Annotated in this window: 17 protein-coding genes and 1 tRNA gene; 3 read left to right on the top strand and 15 right to left on the bottom strand. The window is 59.4% G+C overall.

The window, feature by feature from the left end; translation table 11 throughout:
• The 15 genes from FJY67_07760 to FJY67_07830 form a co-directional block, all read right to left on the bottom strand.
• The coding region (locus tag FJY67_07760; protein MBM3329350.1) for a hypothetical protein at positions 1 to 1,072 on the bottom strand (1,072 nt) is incomplete at its 3' end.
• Between the two features lie 29 nt (positions 1,073 to 1,101).
• Positions 1,102 to 1,647 carry a hypothetical protein gene (locus FJY67_07765; protein MBM3329351.1) on the bottom strand — a complete coding sequence of 182 codons (546 nt, stop codon included), beginning with the start codon at positions 1,645 to 1,647 and terminating at the stop codon, positions 1,102 to 1,104.
• Positions 1,648 to 1,713: 66 nt separating this feature from the next.
• Entirely contained in the window at positions 1,714 to 2,070 is a 357-nt protein-coding gene (locus FJY67_07770) for a 50S ribosomal protein L19 (GenBank protein MBM3329352.1), read from the bottom strand.
• Between the two features lie 6 nt (positions 2,071 to 2,076).
• Positions 2,077 to 2,769 (bottom strand): tRNA (guanosine(37)-N1)-methyltransferase TrmD, encoded by a 693-nt coding sequence (gene trmD, locus FJY67_07775; GenBank protein MBM3329353.1) that lies wholly within the window; start codon positions 2,767 to 2,769, stop codon positions 2,077 to 2,079.
• A 14-nt stretch (positions 2,770 to 2,783) separates the two neighbouring features.
• Positions 2,784 to 3,362 (bottom strand): 16S rRNA processing protein RimM, encoded by a 579-nt coding sequence (rimM, locus tag FJY67_07780; protein MBM3329354.1) that lies wholly within the window; start codon positions 3,360 to 3,362, stop codon positions 2,784 to 2,786.
• Positions 3,344 to 4,012 (bottom strand): 30S ribosomal protein S16, encoded by a 669-nt coding sequence (rpsP, locus tag FJY67_07785; protein ID MBM3329355.1) that lies wholly within the window; start codon positions 4,010 to 4,012, stop codon positions 3,344 to 3,346. Before rpsP ends, rimM begins: the two co-directional genes overlap by 19 nt.
• Before the next feature lie 13 nt (positions 4,013 to 4,025).
• A complete protein-coding gene (locus tag FJY67_07790; protein MBM3329356.1) occupies positions 4,026 to 4,319 on the bottom strand; it encodes a hypothetical protein in 294 nt (97 codons plus the stop codon).
• A 7-nt stretch (positions 4,320 to 4,326) separates the two neighbouring features.
• Positions 4,327 to 5,646, bottom strand: a complete 1,320-nt coding sequence (locus FJY67_07795) for a signal recognition particle protein (protein MBM3329357.1) — start codon at positions 5,644 to 5,646, stop codon at positions 4,327 to 4,329.
• 2 nt (positions 5,647 to 5,648) lie between these two features.
• Entirely contained in the window at positions 5,649 to 6,134 is a 486-nt protein-coding gene (locus FJY67_07800; protein ID MBM3329358.1) for an adenylyltransferase/cytidyltransferase family protein, read from the bottom strand.
• Positions 6,135 to 6,172: 38 nt separating this feature from the next.
• Positions 6,173 to 6,246 (bottom strand) — tRNA-Val (locus FJY67_07805).
• Between the two features lie 97 nt (positions 6,247 to 6,343).
• Positions 6,344 to 6,958: a hypothetical protein gene (locus tag FJY67_07810; protein MBM3329359.1), complete on the bottom strand. Its 615-nt coding sequence runs from the start codon at positions 6,956 to 6,958 to the stop codon at positions 6,344 to 6,346.
• A gap of 131 nt (positions 6,959 to 7,089) precedes the next feature.
• Positions 7,090 to 7,554 carry a biopolymer transporter ExbD gene (locus FJY67_07815; protein ID MBM3329360.1) on the bottom strand — a complete coding sequence of 155 codons (465 nt, stop codon included), beginning with the start codon at positions 7,552 to 7,554 and terminating at the stop codon, positions 7,090 to 7,092.
• A complete protein-coding gene (locus FJY67_07820; GenBank protein ID MBM3329361.1) occupies positions 7,491 to 8,066 on the bottom strand; it encodes a MotA/TolQ/ExbB proton channel family protein in 576 nt (191 codons plus the stop codon). Before FJY67_07820 ends, FJY67_07815 begins: the two co-directional genes overlap by 64 nt.
• A 118-nt stretch (positions 8,067 to 8,184) precedes the next feature.
• Positions 8,185 to 8,853, bottom strand: coding sequence for an SOS response-associated peptidase (locus tag FJY67_07825; protein ID MBM3329362.1), 669 nt, complete (start codon positions 8,851 to 8,853; stop codon positions 8,185 to 8,187).
• A gap of 6 nt (positions 8,854 to 8,859) precedes the next feature.
• Complete coding sequence (locus tag FJY67_07830) at positions 8,860 to 11,628, bottom strand: hypothetical protein (protein MBM3329363.1); 2,769 nt, start codon at positions 11,626 to 11,628, stop codon at positions 8,860 to 8,862.
• Positions 11,629 to 11,811: 183 nt separating this feature from the next.
• Between FJY67_07830 and FJY67_07835 the strand changes: the two genes are divergently transcribed.
• The 3 genes from FJY67_07835 to FJY67_07845 form a co-directional block, all read left to right on the top strand.
• Complete coding sequence (locus tag FJY67_07835; GenBank protein MBM3329364.1) at positions 11,812 to 12,957, top strand: acyl-CoA dehydrogenase; 1,146 nt, start codon at positions 11,812 to 11,814, stop codon at positions 12,955 to 12,957.
• 124 nt (positions 12,958 to 13,081) lie between these two features.
• Positions 13,082 to 14,110 carry an asparaginase gene (locus FJY67_07840; GenBank protein MBM3329365.1) on the top strand — a complete coding sequence of 343 codons (1,029 nt, stop codon included), beginning with the start codon at positions 13,082 to 13,084 and terminating at the stop codon, positions 14,108 to 14,110.
• 346 nt (positions 14,111 to 14,456) lie between these two features.
• The coding region (locus tag FJY67_07845) for a hypothetical protein (protein ID MBM3329366.1) at positions 14,457 to 15,812 on the top strand (1,356 nt) is incomplete at its 3' end.

Consider the following 15,812-nt stretch of genomic DNA (forward strand, 5'->3'; position numbering starts at 1 on the left):
CTATTCCGGGCACGATCAGCGTCACCCCACCGGCGGGGAGGATGCGGTCGGGCAGCGCGCCGGTTGCTCCCGCTTGAACCATCATTTCCGCCCAGGGGCGTCTTGTGTTCCATTGCAATGAGGCTTCGCCATCGTCCACCCGGTAGCCTATTCCTCCGTCGAGCGTTCCGTCGCTGCGCGTGAGCCTTGCCATCATTCCGAAGTCTCCCCGACTCCAGCGAACTACACCGCCCGTCTCCCGGCCGTATTCGTTGACCGGGAGTTCTCTAAGCCGTGTTTCGGCACGATAAAGTCCGAACGACCACTTGGATCCGGTCTCAGGCGTATGCGAGATGGCCAGATCGACGTCTCCACGGGTCATCTGTCGCTCAACCGGCGTCCCGGGTATTTCGACACCTTGACGGACGCTCTGAAACGCAAGCGAAACTTCCCCGTCGCTTCCCAGGCGGTTGACGATCTCGCTCCAAAGCGTTCGCCCATGCTGCGCCGAGTGAGGAAACCGTCCGGACGATGAGGGTATAAAGCCCCCGATCCGCAGATAGTTGCTTGCAGCGACCCGCCGATGATGGACAAACCCGACCGGCTCAAAGCCATAGAAGCCAGTGCGATAAGAAAGCGCCGTCGCCGGCCCGTCATCGAAGGATCGAACGGGATCGAGGGCAATCAGCCCGGCTCCTGAGGCGCCATCCAACGTTCCCGTCGATGACGAAGCCGATCCGACGATGTTGGGCGGCAGGAGCGACAGATCCCCCCGCCAGGTGCCCGGCATACGCCATGGCCGTCCCCGCCACAGGACGCGGTTGTAGGCCTCTCCCATGCCGAGCGGCGAAAGAACGATCTCCCGACCCGGAGTTGCCAGATCGGGATGATAGAACCGGATGTCGCCCCGGAAGAGGTCGCCCGTATGCCGGACGTTAGTGACAGCGCGGGAATGTGGGCTGAGAGTCCATATTGCACCGGGTCCATCGAGAATAGAGGTGGAAGGGTAGGCAAAGAAGCGGGGGCCGAAGCGGTATGCCTCGAGGGAATCCAATCCGAATGCGGCTGTTGGATCGACCATCGACAGTATCATCAGAACCCAGCAGACTGCAATGAACCGCTTCAGACCAGATTCCGTCTCGCCAGAAGCGCCAAAGCCGGTGTCGTCATAAAGATAAATATCAACAGGTTGGATGAGGTGTGTAGCATGGCGAACGGTATGCCGGCGAGGAGCGTGGCTATGACTCCGGCGGAGTCGAAGCCGGCGGTAAGAGGATAAGCGAGGTTGGTTAGCAGGTCGAACCATAGCGTTACGAGGAGCGCGGCAACCGCATCATATATCCGTAAACCCCGGGCGGGGATGTTAATCCTCCACCGCAACCTTCCAGTGAGAGGGGCTGCCAGCGATCCGCAAATCTGTGCCGTCAGCAGCGGTGGATAGAGCCCCCCCTGGGGGTTGAATCCGAAGTAGAGGAGCGAGGCGATGAGCGCAACGGAGAATCCCCGTGCGACTCCGAGCGCGTATCCCGCAATATAAAGGCCAAAGGTGAAGAGTTCGACATTAGGCACCGCTATTAGGAGGTATCCACCGGCCGCAGCCAACGCTGCGAAAAGCGCGGTTAGGACGGCGGCTTCAACGGCGGAAAGTTCCCGCTTAATCCTGGTCACGGCGATCTGCCAAAACAGACCTCGACACTTTCACCCAACCTCGCCGGAGACGACCGGGACCCCGACCTAAGCCGTTTGCTGGGTCTTTTCCTTCAGCCGTGCGCTCTTGCCCTTGCGCCCGCGAAGATAGTAGAGTTTGGCGCGGCGCACCTTGCCCGACCGACGGACATTGACCTCAGCGACGAATGGGCTGTGCATTGGGAAGATGCGCTCGACCCCCACGCCGCCGGCTGCAATCTTGCGCACGGTGACGGTGCTTCCAGCATCGGCACCCCGCAACTTGATCACCACGCCGCTGAATATCTGAATCCGTTCCTTGTCGCCTTCGATTACCTTGTAATGCACATCGACCTGATCGCCCGGTTTAAGGTCGGGCAGATCGCTTCGCAAGGTGCTGCGAATGGGTTCTTTCCAGATTTCCATAACCGACTATTCCTCAAGTGGTTTAATACTCTTCAGATCGGGCCGGCGCTGGCTCAGGATCAACTTGCCCATAGCCTCCCGCCAATGCCCGACATTACGATGATGGCCTTCCTGCAAGACCGCCGGCACTGTTAAGCCTTCGCACTCTGCCGGACGGGTATAATGCGGAGCGTCGAGCCGCAGCCCTTGAAAACTGTCTCCCCGGGCGCTGTCGAAATCGCCCAGCACACCCGGCATCAGCCGCACCGTAGCGTCGATCATCACCGCTGCGGCTAACTCACCACCGGTCACGACGTAGTTGCCCAGTGAATACTCGCGATCGACTAACCGGTCGATTGCCCGCTGGTCGAGACCCTTGTAATGGCCGCAAAGAAAGACCAGATGCCGCTCCCGGGCGAGGCCCGCGGCACTCTCCTGGTCGAATACCTCGCCAGCCGCCGAGGGACAAATCACCAACGGACGAGGCCGCACCCCATCGAATTGCCCCATTGCGCGGAAGAAAGGTTCGGGTTTCAGCAGCATCCCGGCACCGCCGCCAAAGAGGTAGTCATCGGCCTGGTTATGTTTCCCGACAGCGAACTTGCGGAGATCGTGCAAGAGAATCTTTACCAGACCGGCGTCGCAAGCCCGCTTAAGGATGCTCTCCCCAACCACTCCAGCAACCAACCCGGGAAAGAGCGAAATGACATCTATTCGCATTGCACTGACCGCGGTCAGTTCCGCAGCCCGTCCAAGGTCCGCACGACGATCAAGTGTCGCTCGACATCTACCGATCGTATATGCTCGCTCACCGCCGGGATTAAGATCTCCTTCCCGTCATCGTCCACCACCCAGAGGTCGTGATGCCCCTGCGGCCAGACTTCACTCAAAACGCCGGCTTCCTCGCCCGTTTCGGTTACGACCCGGCAGCCGACAAGGTCGTCGATATAGTATTCGTTGTCGGAGAGTTCCGCCAGTTCACTCCTGGGAACTATGACCTCTCCGCCGGACAGCAACGCTGCCGTGTCGCGGTCATCGACCCCGGCCAGTTTCATGCTGAGCCATCGGTCGTGAACGACGACCTTCTCGACATCCAAGTTCCTCACGTCTTTCACCAATCGTATTCGCAGCACCTTCATGGAAGCCACTGTAGCGCTGTCGTCCGATTCCGTAACTACCTTTACGAATCCGCGCACTCCGTGCGGCCGGGCGATATGTCCGACTATGACCTCATTCGGGATCTTACGAGTGGCTCGCGTCTTTCGCTTGACGCTGCCGGGAACAGCCGCGTTCTTCAGGCGCTCGCGTCCGATTTAGGTTCCTCTTCTGGCGGGGCATCACTCGCAGTAGCGACGGCCTCTGATACCTCTTTGGGAACCGGTTCAGCGGATTCAAGAGAAGGCTCGACAGCCTCGACTGGTGCCTCGGGAGCAACCTCAACCCGGGTTTCCGATGCCGCATTGACCGGGGTTTCGGGTGCTGCTTCAACTTGTTCAAGAGTGGCGGACTCGACCGCAGTTACGGCATCTTCCTGAGCCTTCTCGCGCAAGGCACTCTTCGGCACCGGTGCCGGAGCAGCCTGGCGAACAGGCGCAGCCTCGACTTGTTGTTTCGCGTGGGTCTTGAACCACTCGTTCATCATCTGATCGATCTGAGCCGTGGGAAGGCCGCGCCGTTCGAGGCGAAAGCGGAGCCAGACGCCTTCCCGCTTCAGAAGCGAAAGTACGGTCTCGCTCGGACGGGCGCCATCGCGAAGCCAGGCCAGGGCGCGCTCGGCATCGATCTCGATGCGTGCCGGCGTGTCGAGGGGATGATAGAGGCCGAGCCGTTCTATGAAGGCGCCGTCTCGCTTGCGGCGGCTGTCCACAGCAACAATACGGTAGTAGGGTCGCTTTTTGCGTCCCAGGCGGGAAAGACGAAGTCGAACGGACAAGTTGGGTCTCCCAGTGGCGTCGCACCTGATGCGACGAAGTTAACTAATGATTTAGCAAGGCATAAGCCCATACTGCTGACAGGCCGAAGAAGATCAATGCCAGCGCGAGCGTCTTAATGAGCAAGAGATCGCGCGGGTCGAAGCCGAAACGAAGTTGCCGGCCGGGGCGCCGCGCCAATGTCATAAGCAGAATTGCCGATATTGCAAGCGCCGTTACGACACCATATAGGGGCCGGCCGCTGAAGGCATCGACGACGATACCGCATAAGATTCCGTCGCAGACTGCAAGCAACTTCAACAGCCAGCGATTGTCCATCAAGTCGCTAAGACGACTCACGTCCGTCTTAGCGTCCGAAGGGGGGTAGCCCGCCCGGAAGTCCCCGCTTACGGCCCAGCAATTTCATCATCCGCTGGGATTGCTCAAACTGGTTGAGCAGACGATTGACCTCCTGAACGGAGCGCCCGCTTCCCCGGGCAATCCTGCGACGGCGGCTCCCGTCGATGATACGCGGCGTCCTCCGCTCATTAGGGGTCATCGAGTCGATTATCGCCACGACCGCTTTCATTTCGCCTTCGTTCACATCGACGCCCTTCAGCGCACCTTTCATACCGGGCAGCATACCCAGGATCGACTCAAGCGGCCCCATCTTCTTCAACTGAAGAATCTGCTCCTTAAAGTCGTCGAGGGTGAACTCACGCTGGATCAACTTACGGGCCAGTTTCGCCGCGGATTCGGCATCGACGGACGCTTGAGCACGTTCGACAAGCGAAACGACATCTCCCATTCCGAGGATGCGCCCTGCAAGCCTGTCGGGATGGAAAATTTCGAGGTCGCCGGTCTTTTCACCCATACCAACGAACTTGATCGGCCGCCCGGTGATGAAACGCAGGCTGAGCGCGGCTCCGCCGCGCGCATCGCCGTCGAGTTTCGTCAGGACCAGACCGGTGATTTCGATCCGCGAGGCAAAGACTTGCGCCGACCGCACTGCATCCTGCCCGGTCATGCCGTCCATCACAAGGAGCGTCTCCGGTGGTTTGACGACGCTCTGCAAATGCTCCAGTTCGGCCATCAACTCGTCGTCGATATGCATTCGTCCAGCCGAATCGACGATGATGCAGTCCAGCCCTTCCCGGCGGGCAAACTCCCGACCCTTTTCGTAGATTTGAGCCGGATCGGGTCCGTCACCGTGCACCACCGGAATGCCAAGTTGCCGGCCGAGAGTTTCAAGTTGCTCGGCAGCCGCAGGGCGGTGGGTGTCGGCAGCCACGAGCAGCGGTTTGCGGCCTTTCTTGCGGAGATGCAGCGCCAACTTTGCCGCCGTCGTCGTCTTGCCGGCGCCGTTAAGTCCCACGAGCAGAATCGGTGAAGGTGACTTACCAAATCGCACCGGTTCGGCTTCACCGCCGAGAAAGGCCGCCAATTCGTCGTGAATGACCTTGATCATCTGCTGGCCGGGGGTGATGCTGGCCAGCACCTCCTGCCCGAGCGCACGAATCGCAGCCGATTCGATGAATGCCTTGACCGCGGGCAGACTGACGTCGGCTTCAAGCAGTATCCGGCGAACATCGCGGAGGGTGTCGCGCACGTTTGCTTCGGTCAGTTTGCCCTGACCGCGCAAGTTGCGCACCATCCGCTCGAGTTTGCCGGTCAGTTCATCGAACATCGTTACTCTTTTCCGCTCGCCCGGATCTTTTCCACGAGCGAAGTCGTCGAATAGCCTTCCTTCAGCACAATCCGCTCGACTCTCCCGGCGAATTCGCGTCCCTCGATGCGCTCTTCAGGCCAGTCTGCGCCCTTGACTAAAACGTCGGGACGAATCGCTTCGATCAAAGCCCGCGGCGTCGGTTCGTCAAAGATAGAGACCGCATCGACACAGTTCAGTCCGGCGATCAGCGTCGCCCGATCGAAATCGCGGTTATACGGCCTTCCCGGACCCTTGCCCAGACTGCGCGCCGAAGCATCGGAATTGACTCCCACCACCAAACGGTCGCCGAACGATGCGGCTTCCTCAAAGGAGAGTAAATGCCCCGTATGGAGAATGTCGAAGACGCCGTTGGTGAAGACGATAGCCTCGCCGGCAGCACGCCACCTAACTACTGCGGCGAGCACATCCTCCCGGCCAAGCAGTTTGATTCTCGCATCGGATCGCATCCCGATCGATTTCTCCGTCCCTTAAGCAGTTCCCGCAGTGGGCGATACTGGACTTGAACCAGTGACCTCTGATATGTGAGACCAGCGCTCTGACCAACTGAGCTAATCGCCCCATAATCTGGACCGATAATCCATCGCAACCTAACAATTTACCCCGGCACTGCCCCTCTGTCAACCGGAGGGATGCTTTTGCGAGGCTCCCGGCTCAATTAACGCAATTTGAAGATGAAGGTGATTTCGCCGCGTTGGTCAGCCTGCGGCAGAGTGCGGTCGAGCGCGTTGAAGCGCCAGGTGCGGAGGGCGTCGATGGAAACTCTCTCCAGTTCCGGAACGCCCTTGACGACAGGGGATAAGGTGACGACATCGCCGGCCGGATTCACCGCGAATGCAAGGCGAATCGTCGCGGTTCGATTGACACCGGGAGGGAATTCGGGCAGTGCGCCGCTCAGTTTCGTCCGCGCAATACCTTCCCAACTGATGGCAAAGAGTTCATCGCCGACAACCGGTCCGGAGAGCGCCTCGGAGCGCTGCCCGGTGAGCCAATCGTCGGTCGGGGTCAAGGGTTCTATTGCCGGACGTTCGCGACCTGCCGACGAGGACTCGAATTCGCTTCGGCGACCGGGACGGGGGCGCTCGGGTTCGATCGTTTCAGGGCGCTCAACCGGCGCCACAGCATCGACGATTGGTCGCTCGCGTTCAGCCAGGCGCAGGAGCGGCGAAGCCTCCTCCAACATCGGCCGCCGTGGGAGTTCCACTTGAGGCAGCCCGCCGGAAAGCGCCTCCATTACCCTGCTCTCATCCGTCTCAACGCTTGATAACGGCACAAAGTCGATCCGCGTGGCGGTCAACTCGAACGGACGCAAGTCGTAGCGAAGCGCCAGAAAGATCAGGAGCAGCAAGAGATGCAATAGGGCGGATGCACCCCAGCCGGTCTGCCGGTATGCCGCCGGAGCGATCATTCGTTCTCGCGCAAGGTGGCGATAAGGAACCGCTCGCCCCCTGCAGCCTTAATCCGGTCGATCACCCGGACCGCCGTCTCCAGCGAAACCGTCCGGTCAGCCTTGATCACGATGGTCTCGGTGCTGCCGCTTACGATGCGCCGGCGCAGCAAAGCCCCCATCCCGTCGAGGCTGCTCTTCTCATCGCCGATCCAGACTGCGCCGTCACGCGCAATCGTGACGATCAGGCTCTTTTCCTCGACCACCTGCGAGGTCTCGCTGCGCGGCAGTTCGACTTTGATGCCGGGCTGGATGATGTAGGTCGAAGCGAGCAGGAAGAAAATCAACAAGAGCAGGACAATGTCCGTCAGCGACGCGAGCGAGAATGCCGTCAGCGGCGGATGGCGCGGTTCGAGTTTCACCGGACTGTCCACAACTGGCGGTGAGTGATCCCGGCGATCTGCTCGATGGACGTCGCGCAGCCGCGCACCATACCTGCGAGGTAGTTATGTATTACGAGCGCGACGATGCCGACGACGAGGCCGGCCGCAGTCGTCACCAGCGCTTCCCAAATGCCCCCGGCAAGGACGTTGGCATTGACATTACCGCCGAGGTTCTGGATCTGCATAAAGGCGCCGATCATCCCGGTAACGGTGCCGAGAAAGCCCATCAGGGGGTTGATCGCAGCGAGTGTCGCCAGTGTGCCGAGACCGGTCTCCAGAACCTCCAGAGCGGAATGCGCTTCAGCCTCCAGTGCCGCCCGGGGATCATCTCCAGGATGGTCATAAATAGCCGCAAACCCGGCAGTTAAGGTCAAAGTCGTCTTCGCCGCAGCCCGATAGCGTGACGGATCGGCCGGTTGGTCCGACCATTTGCGACTGAACTCCCGCAGATCGGCAAGTTCCCGGCGCAGCGCCAGATACCTCCCGACACCCAGCGCAATCACAACCAGCGACGAGAGCGCGATCGGAATCATCAGCCAGCCACCGCGCATTAGGATATCAAGTATATTCAATACTCTTCCTTGTGGTTACGGACTGGAAACAGGTCCGAATATCCTTGCCAATGTATTACTCTATATGCCCGTTCGACTCACCGCTTTCATACGGGTATCATGCCTCCTCGAGCACCTCCCGCCGGTCGTTTCGGGGATTGTTGACCATCGTTGAGACGAATCGCACCTGCATCTCACCCGGTGGATAGGGTTGAAAGAGCGATGCGAAGTCCTGCGGATCGCACTCTTCCGGGGTGAGCCACTCCTCATAACGCGACGGCGGAACTATGACCGGCATGCGGTTATGATAGAGGCCTATCAATGCGTTCGCCGAAGTTGTGACGATTGTCGCTGTCAGCAGCGGTTGGTCATCGTCGGGCGCTTTCCACCGGTTCCAAAGTCCGGCAAAGGCAAATGGATCGCCGCTTTTAAGGGTGAAGAACAGCGGGCAGCGCCCCTTGCGGCCGGGCAGCGAAGTCCACTCATAGAACCCGCTCACCCAGATCAAGCACCTTTGGCGCCGCACTGCCAGCCGAAACGACGGCTTTTCGCCAATCGTCTCCGACCGGGCGTTTATCAGTTTTTGGGCTATCGACGGGTCCTTGGCCCAATGGGGTATTAAACCCCAGCGCGCTTCGACCAGTTCCCGTTGTCCGACGTTCAGGACGACCTTCAAGTGCTGCGATGGCGCAACGTTGAAACGCTCTTCGACCGGCAGTGAGTCGATCAGCCCCGGCAACAGTCGCGCCAGATCAGCCTGACTGAAGAAGGCTATGCGGGTGCACATCGCATCCTACCGGATCACGACGAACTTCCCGGTCGAAATGCCTCCTCCGGGCGTCAAATCCTCTACGGTGAAGAGGTAGATCCCCGACACAACCTGCTGATGGTTCCGGGAGTTAAGGTCCCAACCCTCGGCGAAGTCGGGGGCCCAGCCTTGATTGGCATCCCCGGTCGTGTTGTGCGGTACTATGGCGATCAAGTCCCCTGAGAGGCTGTAAATCCTTATAAGGCAGGAACGCGGCAGATTATAGAAGAAGAGCCGTCGATCCGACTGCGGGAAAAACTGCGCCGTGCCGTCGTCGCGGTTCTCCCAGGAGACTCCCCCGCCGTGGACCTGGGTGTAATCTTCAGAGACTCGATAGGGATTGGGGGCGACGCGCACCGGCTGGAGGTCGCTTCCCGATGGTGCCGCAAAGATCATATTGGCGCGCCGCGCCGTCTCAAGAGGCGGTGTCCCGGTCTTCCAATCCCCGCAATCATAGGCGGTTACCGAAAAGTAGCGCGGCACCAGCGCGTGAGCGTCGCGCAAGATATAGTAGTAGTTACTGTCGGCAGTGTTATAGTAGAGATCCCCGCTTCCCGATAGGCCGATATTGCGCCCCACCGGCTTGCGATAGAGCCGGATGCCCCCAATGGTCGTGTCGGGCTGCATCTGATCCTCACGTTCCACCGGCTTGAACGCCAGCGAGTCGGTAGCGCTGAAGTAGGAAAAGTCCACCCGGTCGAAGATGTCAAGCAGCGCGAAGTTCTGCTCCAGACCGTCGTTCGACACATAGACGCGGTAGCCTTCGAAGTCCCATTCCCGCGAAAAGGGATCGGTGTATTCGGGCGATTCCGAGGGATACTTGTTCCAGGTCAGCACCACCCAGCGCTTAAGTTCCTCGATTCCGATTACAACGGTCTCACTGCCGCGCTGCAGGGTGACAGGTGAGGTTAGCAATTTCAATTCCGGTACCGGCGGCGGCGGCGGGCCTTGAAAGTCCGGGATGCCGTCTCCAAAGTCGAGCAGCCCGTTGAGGCGGGTATAATCAAGATGCTCAGGCCGTTCAAGAGCATCCTCTTCCGGTTCGAGGCGGCCATTGTTTTCGCTCCCGTCGGCATCCGGGCCTTCATAAACGCGCTGCTGTTTGACTCCGCCGACCCAGACATAGCAGACCGTATTGAGTTCGTAGGCAAATAACCCGTCCCGGCCGACGTCCTCGCCGAACCAGCCATCGCCGTCCGTGTCGATCATCGGGTTGTCATAGACCTTGGCGGCCCAGTCGGCATTGTAGCGCAGCGACCCGAAGTCGAAAAGCGCCGGGGTGATCGTCGCATTGTCGGGCTGAGGTGCGTTACGGTTGTGGAAGTTGTCTCCCGCAACATAACTGATCGTCATGCTGAACTTCTCGCCCGGATTGAGGCGATAGATACGATTGCCGGCTTGATCGATATGGTCGAAGATCCCAAGCGGCCCCCATGACAATAGATACCGCGTATCGAAGCCATTGGCGAGGTCGTTGATGTAGTTTGCCGGAGTGGCGTCGGTAACGCCGGGGATCTTCCAGGAATGGCTTTCCAGAATGATCTCGGGATTCCATCGGTCGCGAATCACTTGCGGATTGGCTACGATCGTATCCGACCGGTTGACATAGACCTGGTCGTAATCGAACTCGCCGTTGGAGAGGATGAAATACTTCCGCTCATCCCCCATCGGTGTGCCATAGACATTGGTCCACCCGCCCGGAGCTCCGTCGTCATCCCAGGACGGTCCGAAGTCGAGGTCGGGGTCGCCGTTGGAAATCCACCAGTTGAACGATGTGCGCAACTTCGGGTTGGGCGCCCGCAAGACCCGAACGCCGGTAACGTGCGGCGCCGTAAACTCGTTGCCCGACCCCACCGACACCGGACGGCCGTCGTTGTCCGCGATCCAGGCCGTGTTGATGACCGATGAGTCGATCCCGCCGTTGTTGGGACGCTCATAGTAGAAATAGCGTTGAAAGCCGCAGATGTCATCCTGAAACCAGTTGGAAGGCTCGCCGGTCCATCCGACATCGGCATCGACATAGAGGCCGACATAGAGGTTCTTCAGGTAATTGCCGGCAATGTTCTCTACCTCCCAGTCTATGATGATGAAGTTGCGCGCATAGGCGTAACTCCAGGCGTAGGATTTCTGACGGATCTTGATGCCGAGGGGATAGTGCCGGCCGTCGATGGGGTCGTCCTTGACGTAGAAACTCTCGGTCAGGGTGTCCAAGTAACTGAATACAAAGTCCTGCTCGGAGATTGCATTCGGACTGGTAACGAAGTTCCCCAGCCGGTTCCAACTATTGGGTCGCGTTGTGCGCTCCACGATGCCCTCGCCGGCGCCTTCACCGGGATAGAACTCATTGATGCGCGGACGCACCCAGCCGTCGGTGCCGGTCGAAACCCGGGGGAACTCGTAGCCCTCCTGCTGCACCATCGCACCTAACCATAGCGCACCCTGGAAGAGGTATTGGACGCCGGAGTTGGCGGGATACTCGGCTTGCGGTGCCCAGGTGCCGGGATATTCGGGGTCGTCCATTCCGAGCCCACCCCAAATCGAGTAGTTTCCGAAAAAGCCCCAGTTGGTGATGTTCATCCAGATGTTGCCCACCCGGTGCACCCGGTTCTGCGTCTCGGGATTGGCAAGCGCGATCCGCTCCGGCCCTTTGGGCGAAGAGGGCTCTTCACCTTCCTTGTCGAGCGCGCCCGGTGCGGCTGCTGAACCAATCAGCAACACCGCGACGGCGATTATGGTCGCGCGCAGTCTGATCAACCCCACCTCCTGATCGCTGGTTTCGGAACCTAATAATGTAGGCTCCGGCAGCCGCTCAGTCAAGAACCTTGCTCTCCACCGGAGCCATTCAGGCTATGCTTTGGAGGCTACCCGAAAGTGGCACTCTCCTTGCACAACAGGAGCCGACCAAATCCTTCCAAAAGATTAACATTCGGTATAACAATGGATTACTTTCTAACCGAAGAACAACAGGCTCTGCGTGATTTGACGCGACGTATCGCACTGGAGAAGATTCGCCCGGTCGCGGCCAAGCATGACCTCGAAGGAACCTTCCCCTGGGAGATCGTAGAAGAGTACCGCAAGGCCGGGCTATTCGGTGTCTATATTCCCGAGGAGTGGGGCGGCACCGGCGGCGGGGTCCTCGACCTCGTGATCGTATCGGAGGAACTTTCCCGCATTTGCGGCGGCATCTCGCTGGCGCTTTCGGCGACCGCGCTCGGAACCTTCCCGATCCTGCTCTCGGCCAACAACGAGCAGAAAAATCGCTACCTCCCCGACCTCGTAACCGGCGCCAAACTGGCAGGTTTCGGTCTGACCGAACCGGGCGCGGGCAGCGATGCCGGCTCGATCCAGACTCGCGCGGTTCGCAAAGGCGATCGCTACATCCTGAACGGCACCAAGCACTTCATCACCAACGGCTCGGTGGCCAAGGTCTATACCGTCATTGCTTCGACGGATCCGACCAAAGGCACCCGCGGCGCCTCGGCATTCATTCTTGAGGACGGCTTCAAGGGCCTCTCCTATGGCAAGATCGAAGACAAAATGGGCATCCGCGCCTCGAAGACCAGCGAACTGGTGATGGAAGATTGTGAAGTCCCCATCGAAAACCGTATCGGACGCGAGGGCGAAGGCTTCATCGTCGCGATGCGGACGCTGGACCGGAGCCGTCCCGGAGTCGCGGCGCAAGCCCTCGGCATCGCCCAGGGTGCTTATGACCTCGCCGTTGACTATGCCACCAAGCGGATCCAATTCGGCAAGTCGATTGCCTCGTTCCAAGCAATTCAGTTCATGCTCGCGGATATGGCAACTCAGATTGAAGCTTCGCGCGCGCTCATATATGCCGTCTCCCGGATGATCGACAACGGCAACGAAAAGGTCGCTCGCGAGTCGGCGATGTGCAAGATCATGGCTTCGGACACTGCCATGAAGGTGACCACCGACGCCGTGCAGATCTTCGGCGGATACGGCTTCATGCGCGACTACCCCATCGAGAAGTTTATGCGCGACGCCAAGATCACCCAGATCTACGAAGGCACCAACCAAATCCTGCGCTCGGTTATCGGACGGGCTATCCTGAAGGATGGCTGACCTCGAAGTGTCGCAAAAGTCCACCTCTCAAGCCCCGCACTCACCTGCGGGGCTTGATGCTCTGCTCATATCCGATGCGGATTTGCTACCTTATTGCATAGATCAATCCCCAAAGACTTAGTCGATGTCCTCAGAAACTATACATCCCGTCATTGAGGTCGCCTTCACCCGAGGTTCCCGTGTGGAATCGCTGCACCGCGCTCATGCAGCCATTGTCGATTCCTCCGGCAGGTTGCTGCACGGTTACGGCGAACCGCACCGGGTAACGTATCTTCGCTCTTCTGCCAAGCCTTTTCAAGCCGCAGCGATGATCGCTTCCGGGACTGCCGATAAGTGTGGTTTTTCAGCCCAGGAGATCGCCATTTGCTGTGGCTCGCACGGCGGCGAGCCCGTCCATCAAGAAACCGTTGCCGCGATCCTTAACCGCATTGGACTCACCTCCGGAGCCCTTCAATGCGGCATACAGACGCCGCTCGACGCAGAGACTGCCAAGCACTTGTTGCGCTCGAACAAGCCGCCGACTGTCTTGCACCATAACTGCTCCGGCAAGCATTCCGGAATGCTGGCTATAACCCGGCATTTGAGGCAGCCCGTCCAGTCGTATCTGGATCCGCACTCGGAGACCCAACAACGCATCACAGCGTTCATCGCAGAAGCGTGCGGCCTTTCCATCGATGCCATCGACATCGCGATCGACGGCTGCTCAGCACCGGTTCATGCCATACCCCTATCAGCGCTGGCACTCGGCTTCGCCCGCATTGTCGATGGCCAAGGCCTGAGCGATGAGATTGCGGCCGCATTGCTTCGAGCTGGAGCCGCGATGCGGTCGCACCCTGAAATGGTCGCCGCGACCCGGAATCGTATATGCACCGAGTTGATTCGCACCGGCAGCGGTCTGGAGATGGTCGCCAAAGCCGGTGCTGAAAGCGTCTATGCGGCCGGATGGCGAGATCCGGTGACGCGATCGGGGCGCGGTCTGGCGCTCAAGGTCGAAGACGGCGCCCAACGCGCTCGCGATCCGGTGCTGATTGAACTGCTCGCGCGCAACAACTGCTTTCCAACTGGTCTGCCTGAAGCCCTGGCGCCCTTTGCCGACCGGACGATTCGCAACTGGGCCGGCCTGGTTACCGGTGAGGTCGTCCTTATGTTGTAAGCCGCCAGCCGGCATTATGCGCCTGCCGTGCAATCGAAATGCACAACTTGCACTGAGCATATCTTGTGCTATATCATATAGATAGGCCTCTTGACGATGAATCCTGCCGGAGAGAATGTCAAAAAAGTGCACTAATAGACTTGACAAGCCAAAATACCGGTGCTATATTGCTCGGCAAGAAAAAGCAGTCGGCAAGCCACACGTCGCAGACATGCATCGGTCTGTCTTGAGAGGGAGCATATCGAATCGGGCAGCGGCGGACCGGCGAATCTTAACGGTCAAGACAGCGGCACGGTGGGCCCTGACAGCAATCAAACCCAACGGAACCTTTAAGGAGTCTGGAGAGATGCCGAAAAGCAAACTCTTTGTCACGATGCTGCTCGCAGCCGCATTCGTCGCTTCGACGGCGATGGCGGTTCCCAAGCCGGTAAAGAAGGTTTTCGGTGACGACGGCCGGGTCACCCAACTTTCACATCCGGGCCGCTATAGCCGCGATCTGCCGGGTCGCGACGAGGATGACTTCATGACCTTTCGCTACATGAAGTCAACCGATGGCGGCGACAACTGGTCGGAAATTATGGGGACGGGCGACACAGGGATGTGGGAACTCAATAACGACGGCGACACCGTCTCGGCCTGGGGCGAAGCCTCCTATGACTTCGGAGCCGTCGTAGGTCGCAACAACTCGCTCCATTTCGTCGCCGTTCTCAACGCTTACAGCGATATTCGCAATCAGGGTCGGGTCAACGGCGTCTATGACGTCCGCGTCGGCGAGAACGGGAACCTCAGTTACAATCTGATCGCCCGCGAAGAGGGCGGAACCTTCACCTGGTCGGACGCCGGTGTTGACCGCGACAACAACATCTACGCCATCTGGGTCAAGGCTGTCAACGATTCGACGGCTGAAATCTGGGCCGCCAAGTCCACCAACAATGGCAGTTCCTGGGGTAACATGGTTCGGCTGGTCGCAGATGCCGATCCGACTTACAACTTCCCGCACATGACTTACCACGTCGGGGAGTTCTTCTACGTCATCTTCGAGCGCCCCAACCTCGACACCGGCGTCTATGACCACTACATCGTCAAGATGGCCGCTTCGATGCAGGGCAACCCGACGATCGTCAATCCTCAGGCCGCGAGCGGCGTTTACTTCAGTTACTACGTCGGCTCGGTCAACGCCATCGATCAGGACTGGAACAACGGTCAGGTCTATTTCTCCGTGCGTTCCGAGAACAATGCCGCGACCATCGTCGGCAGTTCGACCGGCGGAGACTGGACGATCGAGCGACTGAACGGCGCCCAGCGCTATCCCGGAGTTGCCCTCGATCAAGGTGGCAACAACGGGACCCCCTGGGTCTTCAGCAACTTCGGTCCTCCGGCCGCCGACACCTACCACAAGAACTGGCTCACCTACGACGAGTCGGGCTATAACGGCGGCAACTGGATTCTGCCTCCAATGGTACTCGACAGCGTTCTCTATAACGGCGTTCGCTACCTGCTTTATTGCCATCAGGGTGTCTGGACGTCATCGGGCCGTCTGATCTCCGGCTGCAACGTCTGGGGTCAGTTCACCCCGGAAGGGTACCAGATCAATGTCTCGGACGACGGTGGAGCAAACTGGCAAGGCCCGCAGGAACTCTGGTCCTTCGACGACGGTCTGCGCGGCGGTTACATTGCCCAGAACATCATTCTGGCCGGACAG

This window comes from Calditrichota bacterium (assembly GCA_016867835.1).
Taxonomy (GTDB): domain Bacteria; phylum Electryoneota; class AABM5-125-24; order Hatepunaeales; family Hatepunaeaceae; genus VGIQ01.

Excerpts from the sequence above, each read along its gene's own strand:
- FJY67_07770 (MBM3329352.1), bottom strand. The coding sequence starts at position 2,070 with ATGGAAATCTGGAAAGAACCCATTCGCAGCACCTTGCGAAGCGATCTG.
- trmD (MBM3329353.1), bottom strand. The coding sequence starts at position 2,769 with ATGCGAATAGATGTCATTTCGCTCTTTCCCGGGTTGGTTGCTGGAGTG.
- FJY67_07795 (MBM3329357.1), bottom strand. The coding sequence starts at position 5,646 with ATGTTCGATGAACTGACCGGCAAACTCGAGCGGATGGTGCGCAACTTG.
- FJY67_07800 (MBM3329358.1), bottom strand. The coding sequence starts at position 6,134 with ATGCGATCCGATGCGAGAATCAAACTGCTTGGCCGGGAGGATGTGCTC.
- FJY67_07820 (MBM3329361.1), bottom strand. The coding sequence starts at position 8,066 with ATGCGCGGTGGCTGGCTGATGATTCCGATCGCGCTCTCGTCGCTGGTT.
- FJY67_07825 (MBM3329362.1), bottom strand. The coding sequence starts at position 8,853 with ATGTGCACCCGCATAGCCTTCTTCAGTCAGGCTGATCTGGCGCGACTG.
- FJY67_07835 (MBM3329364.1), top strand. The coding sequence starts at position 11,812 with ATGGATTACTTTCTAACCGAAGAACAACAGGCTCTGCGTGATTTGACG.
- FJY67_07840 (MBM3329365.1), top strand. The coding sequence starts at position 13,082 with ATGTCCTCAGAAACTATACATCCCGTCATTGAGGTCGCCTTCACCCGA.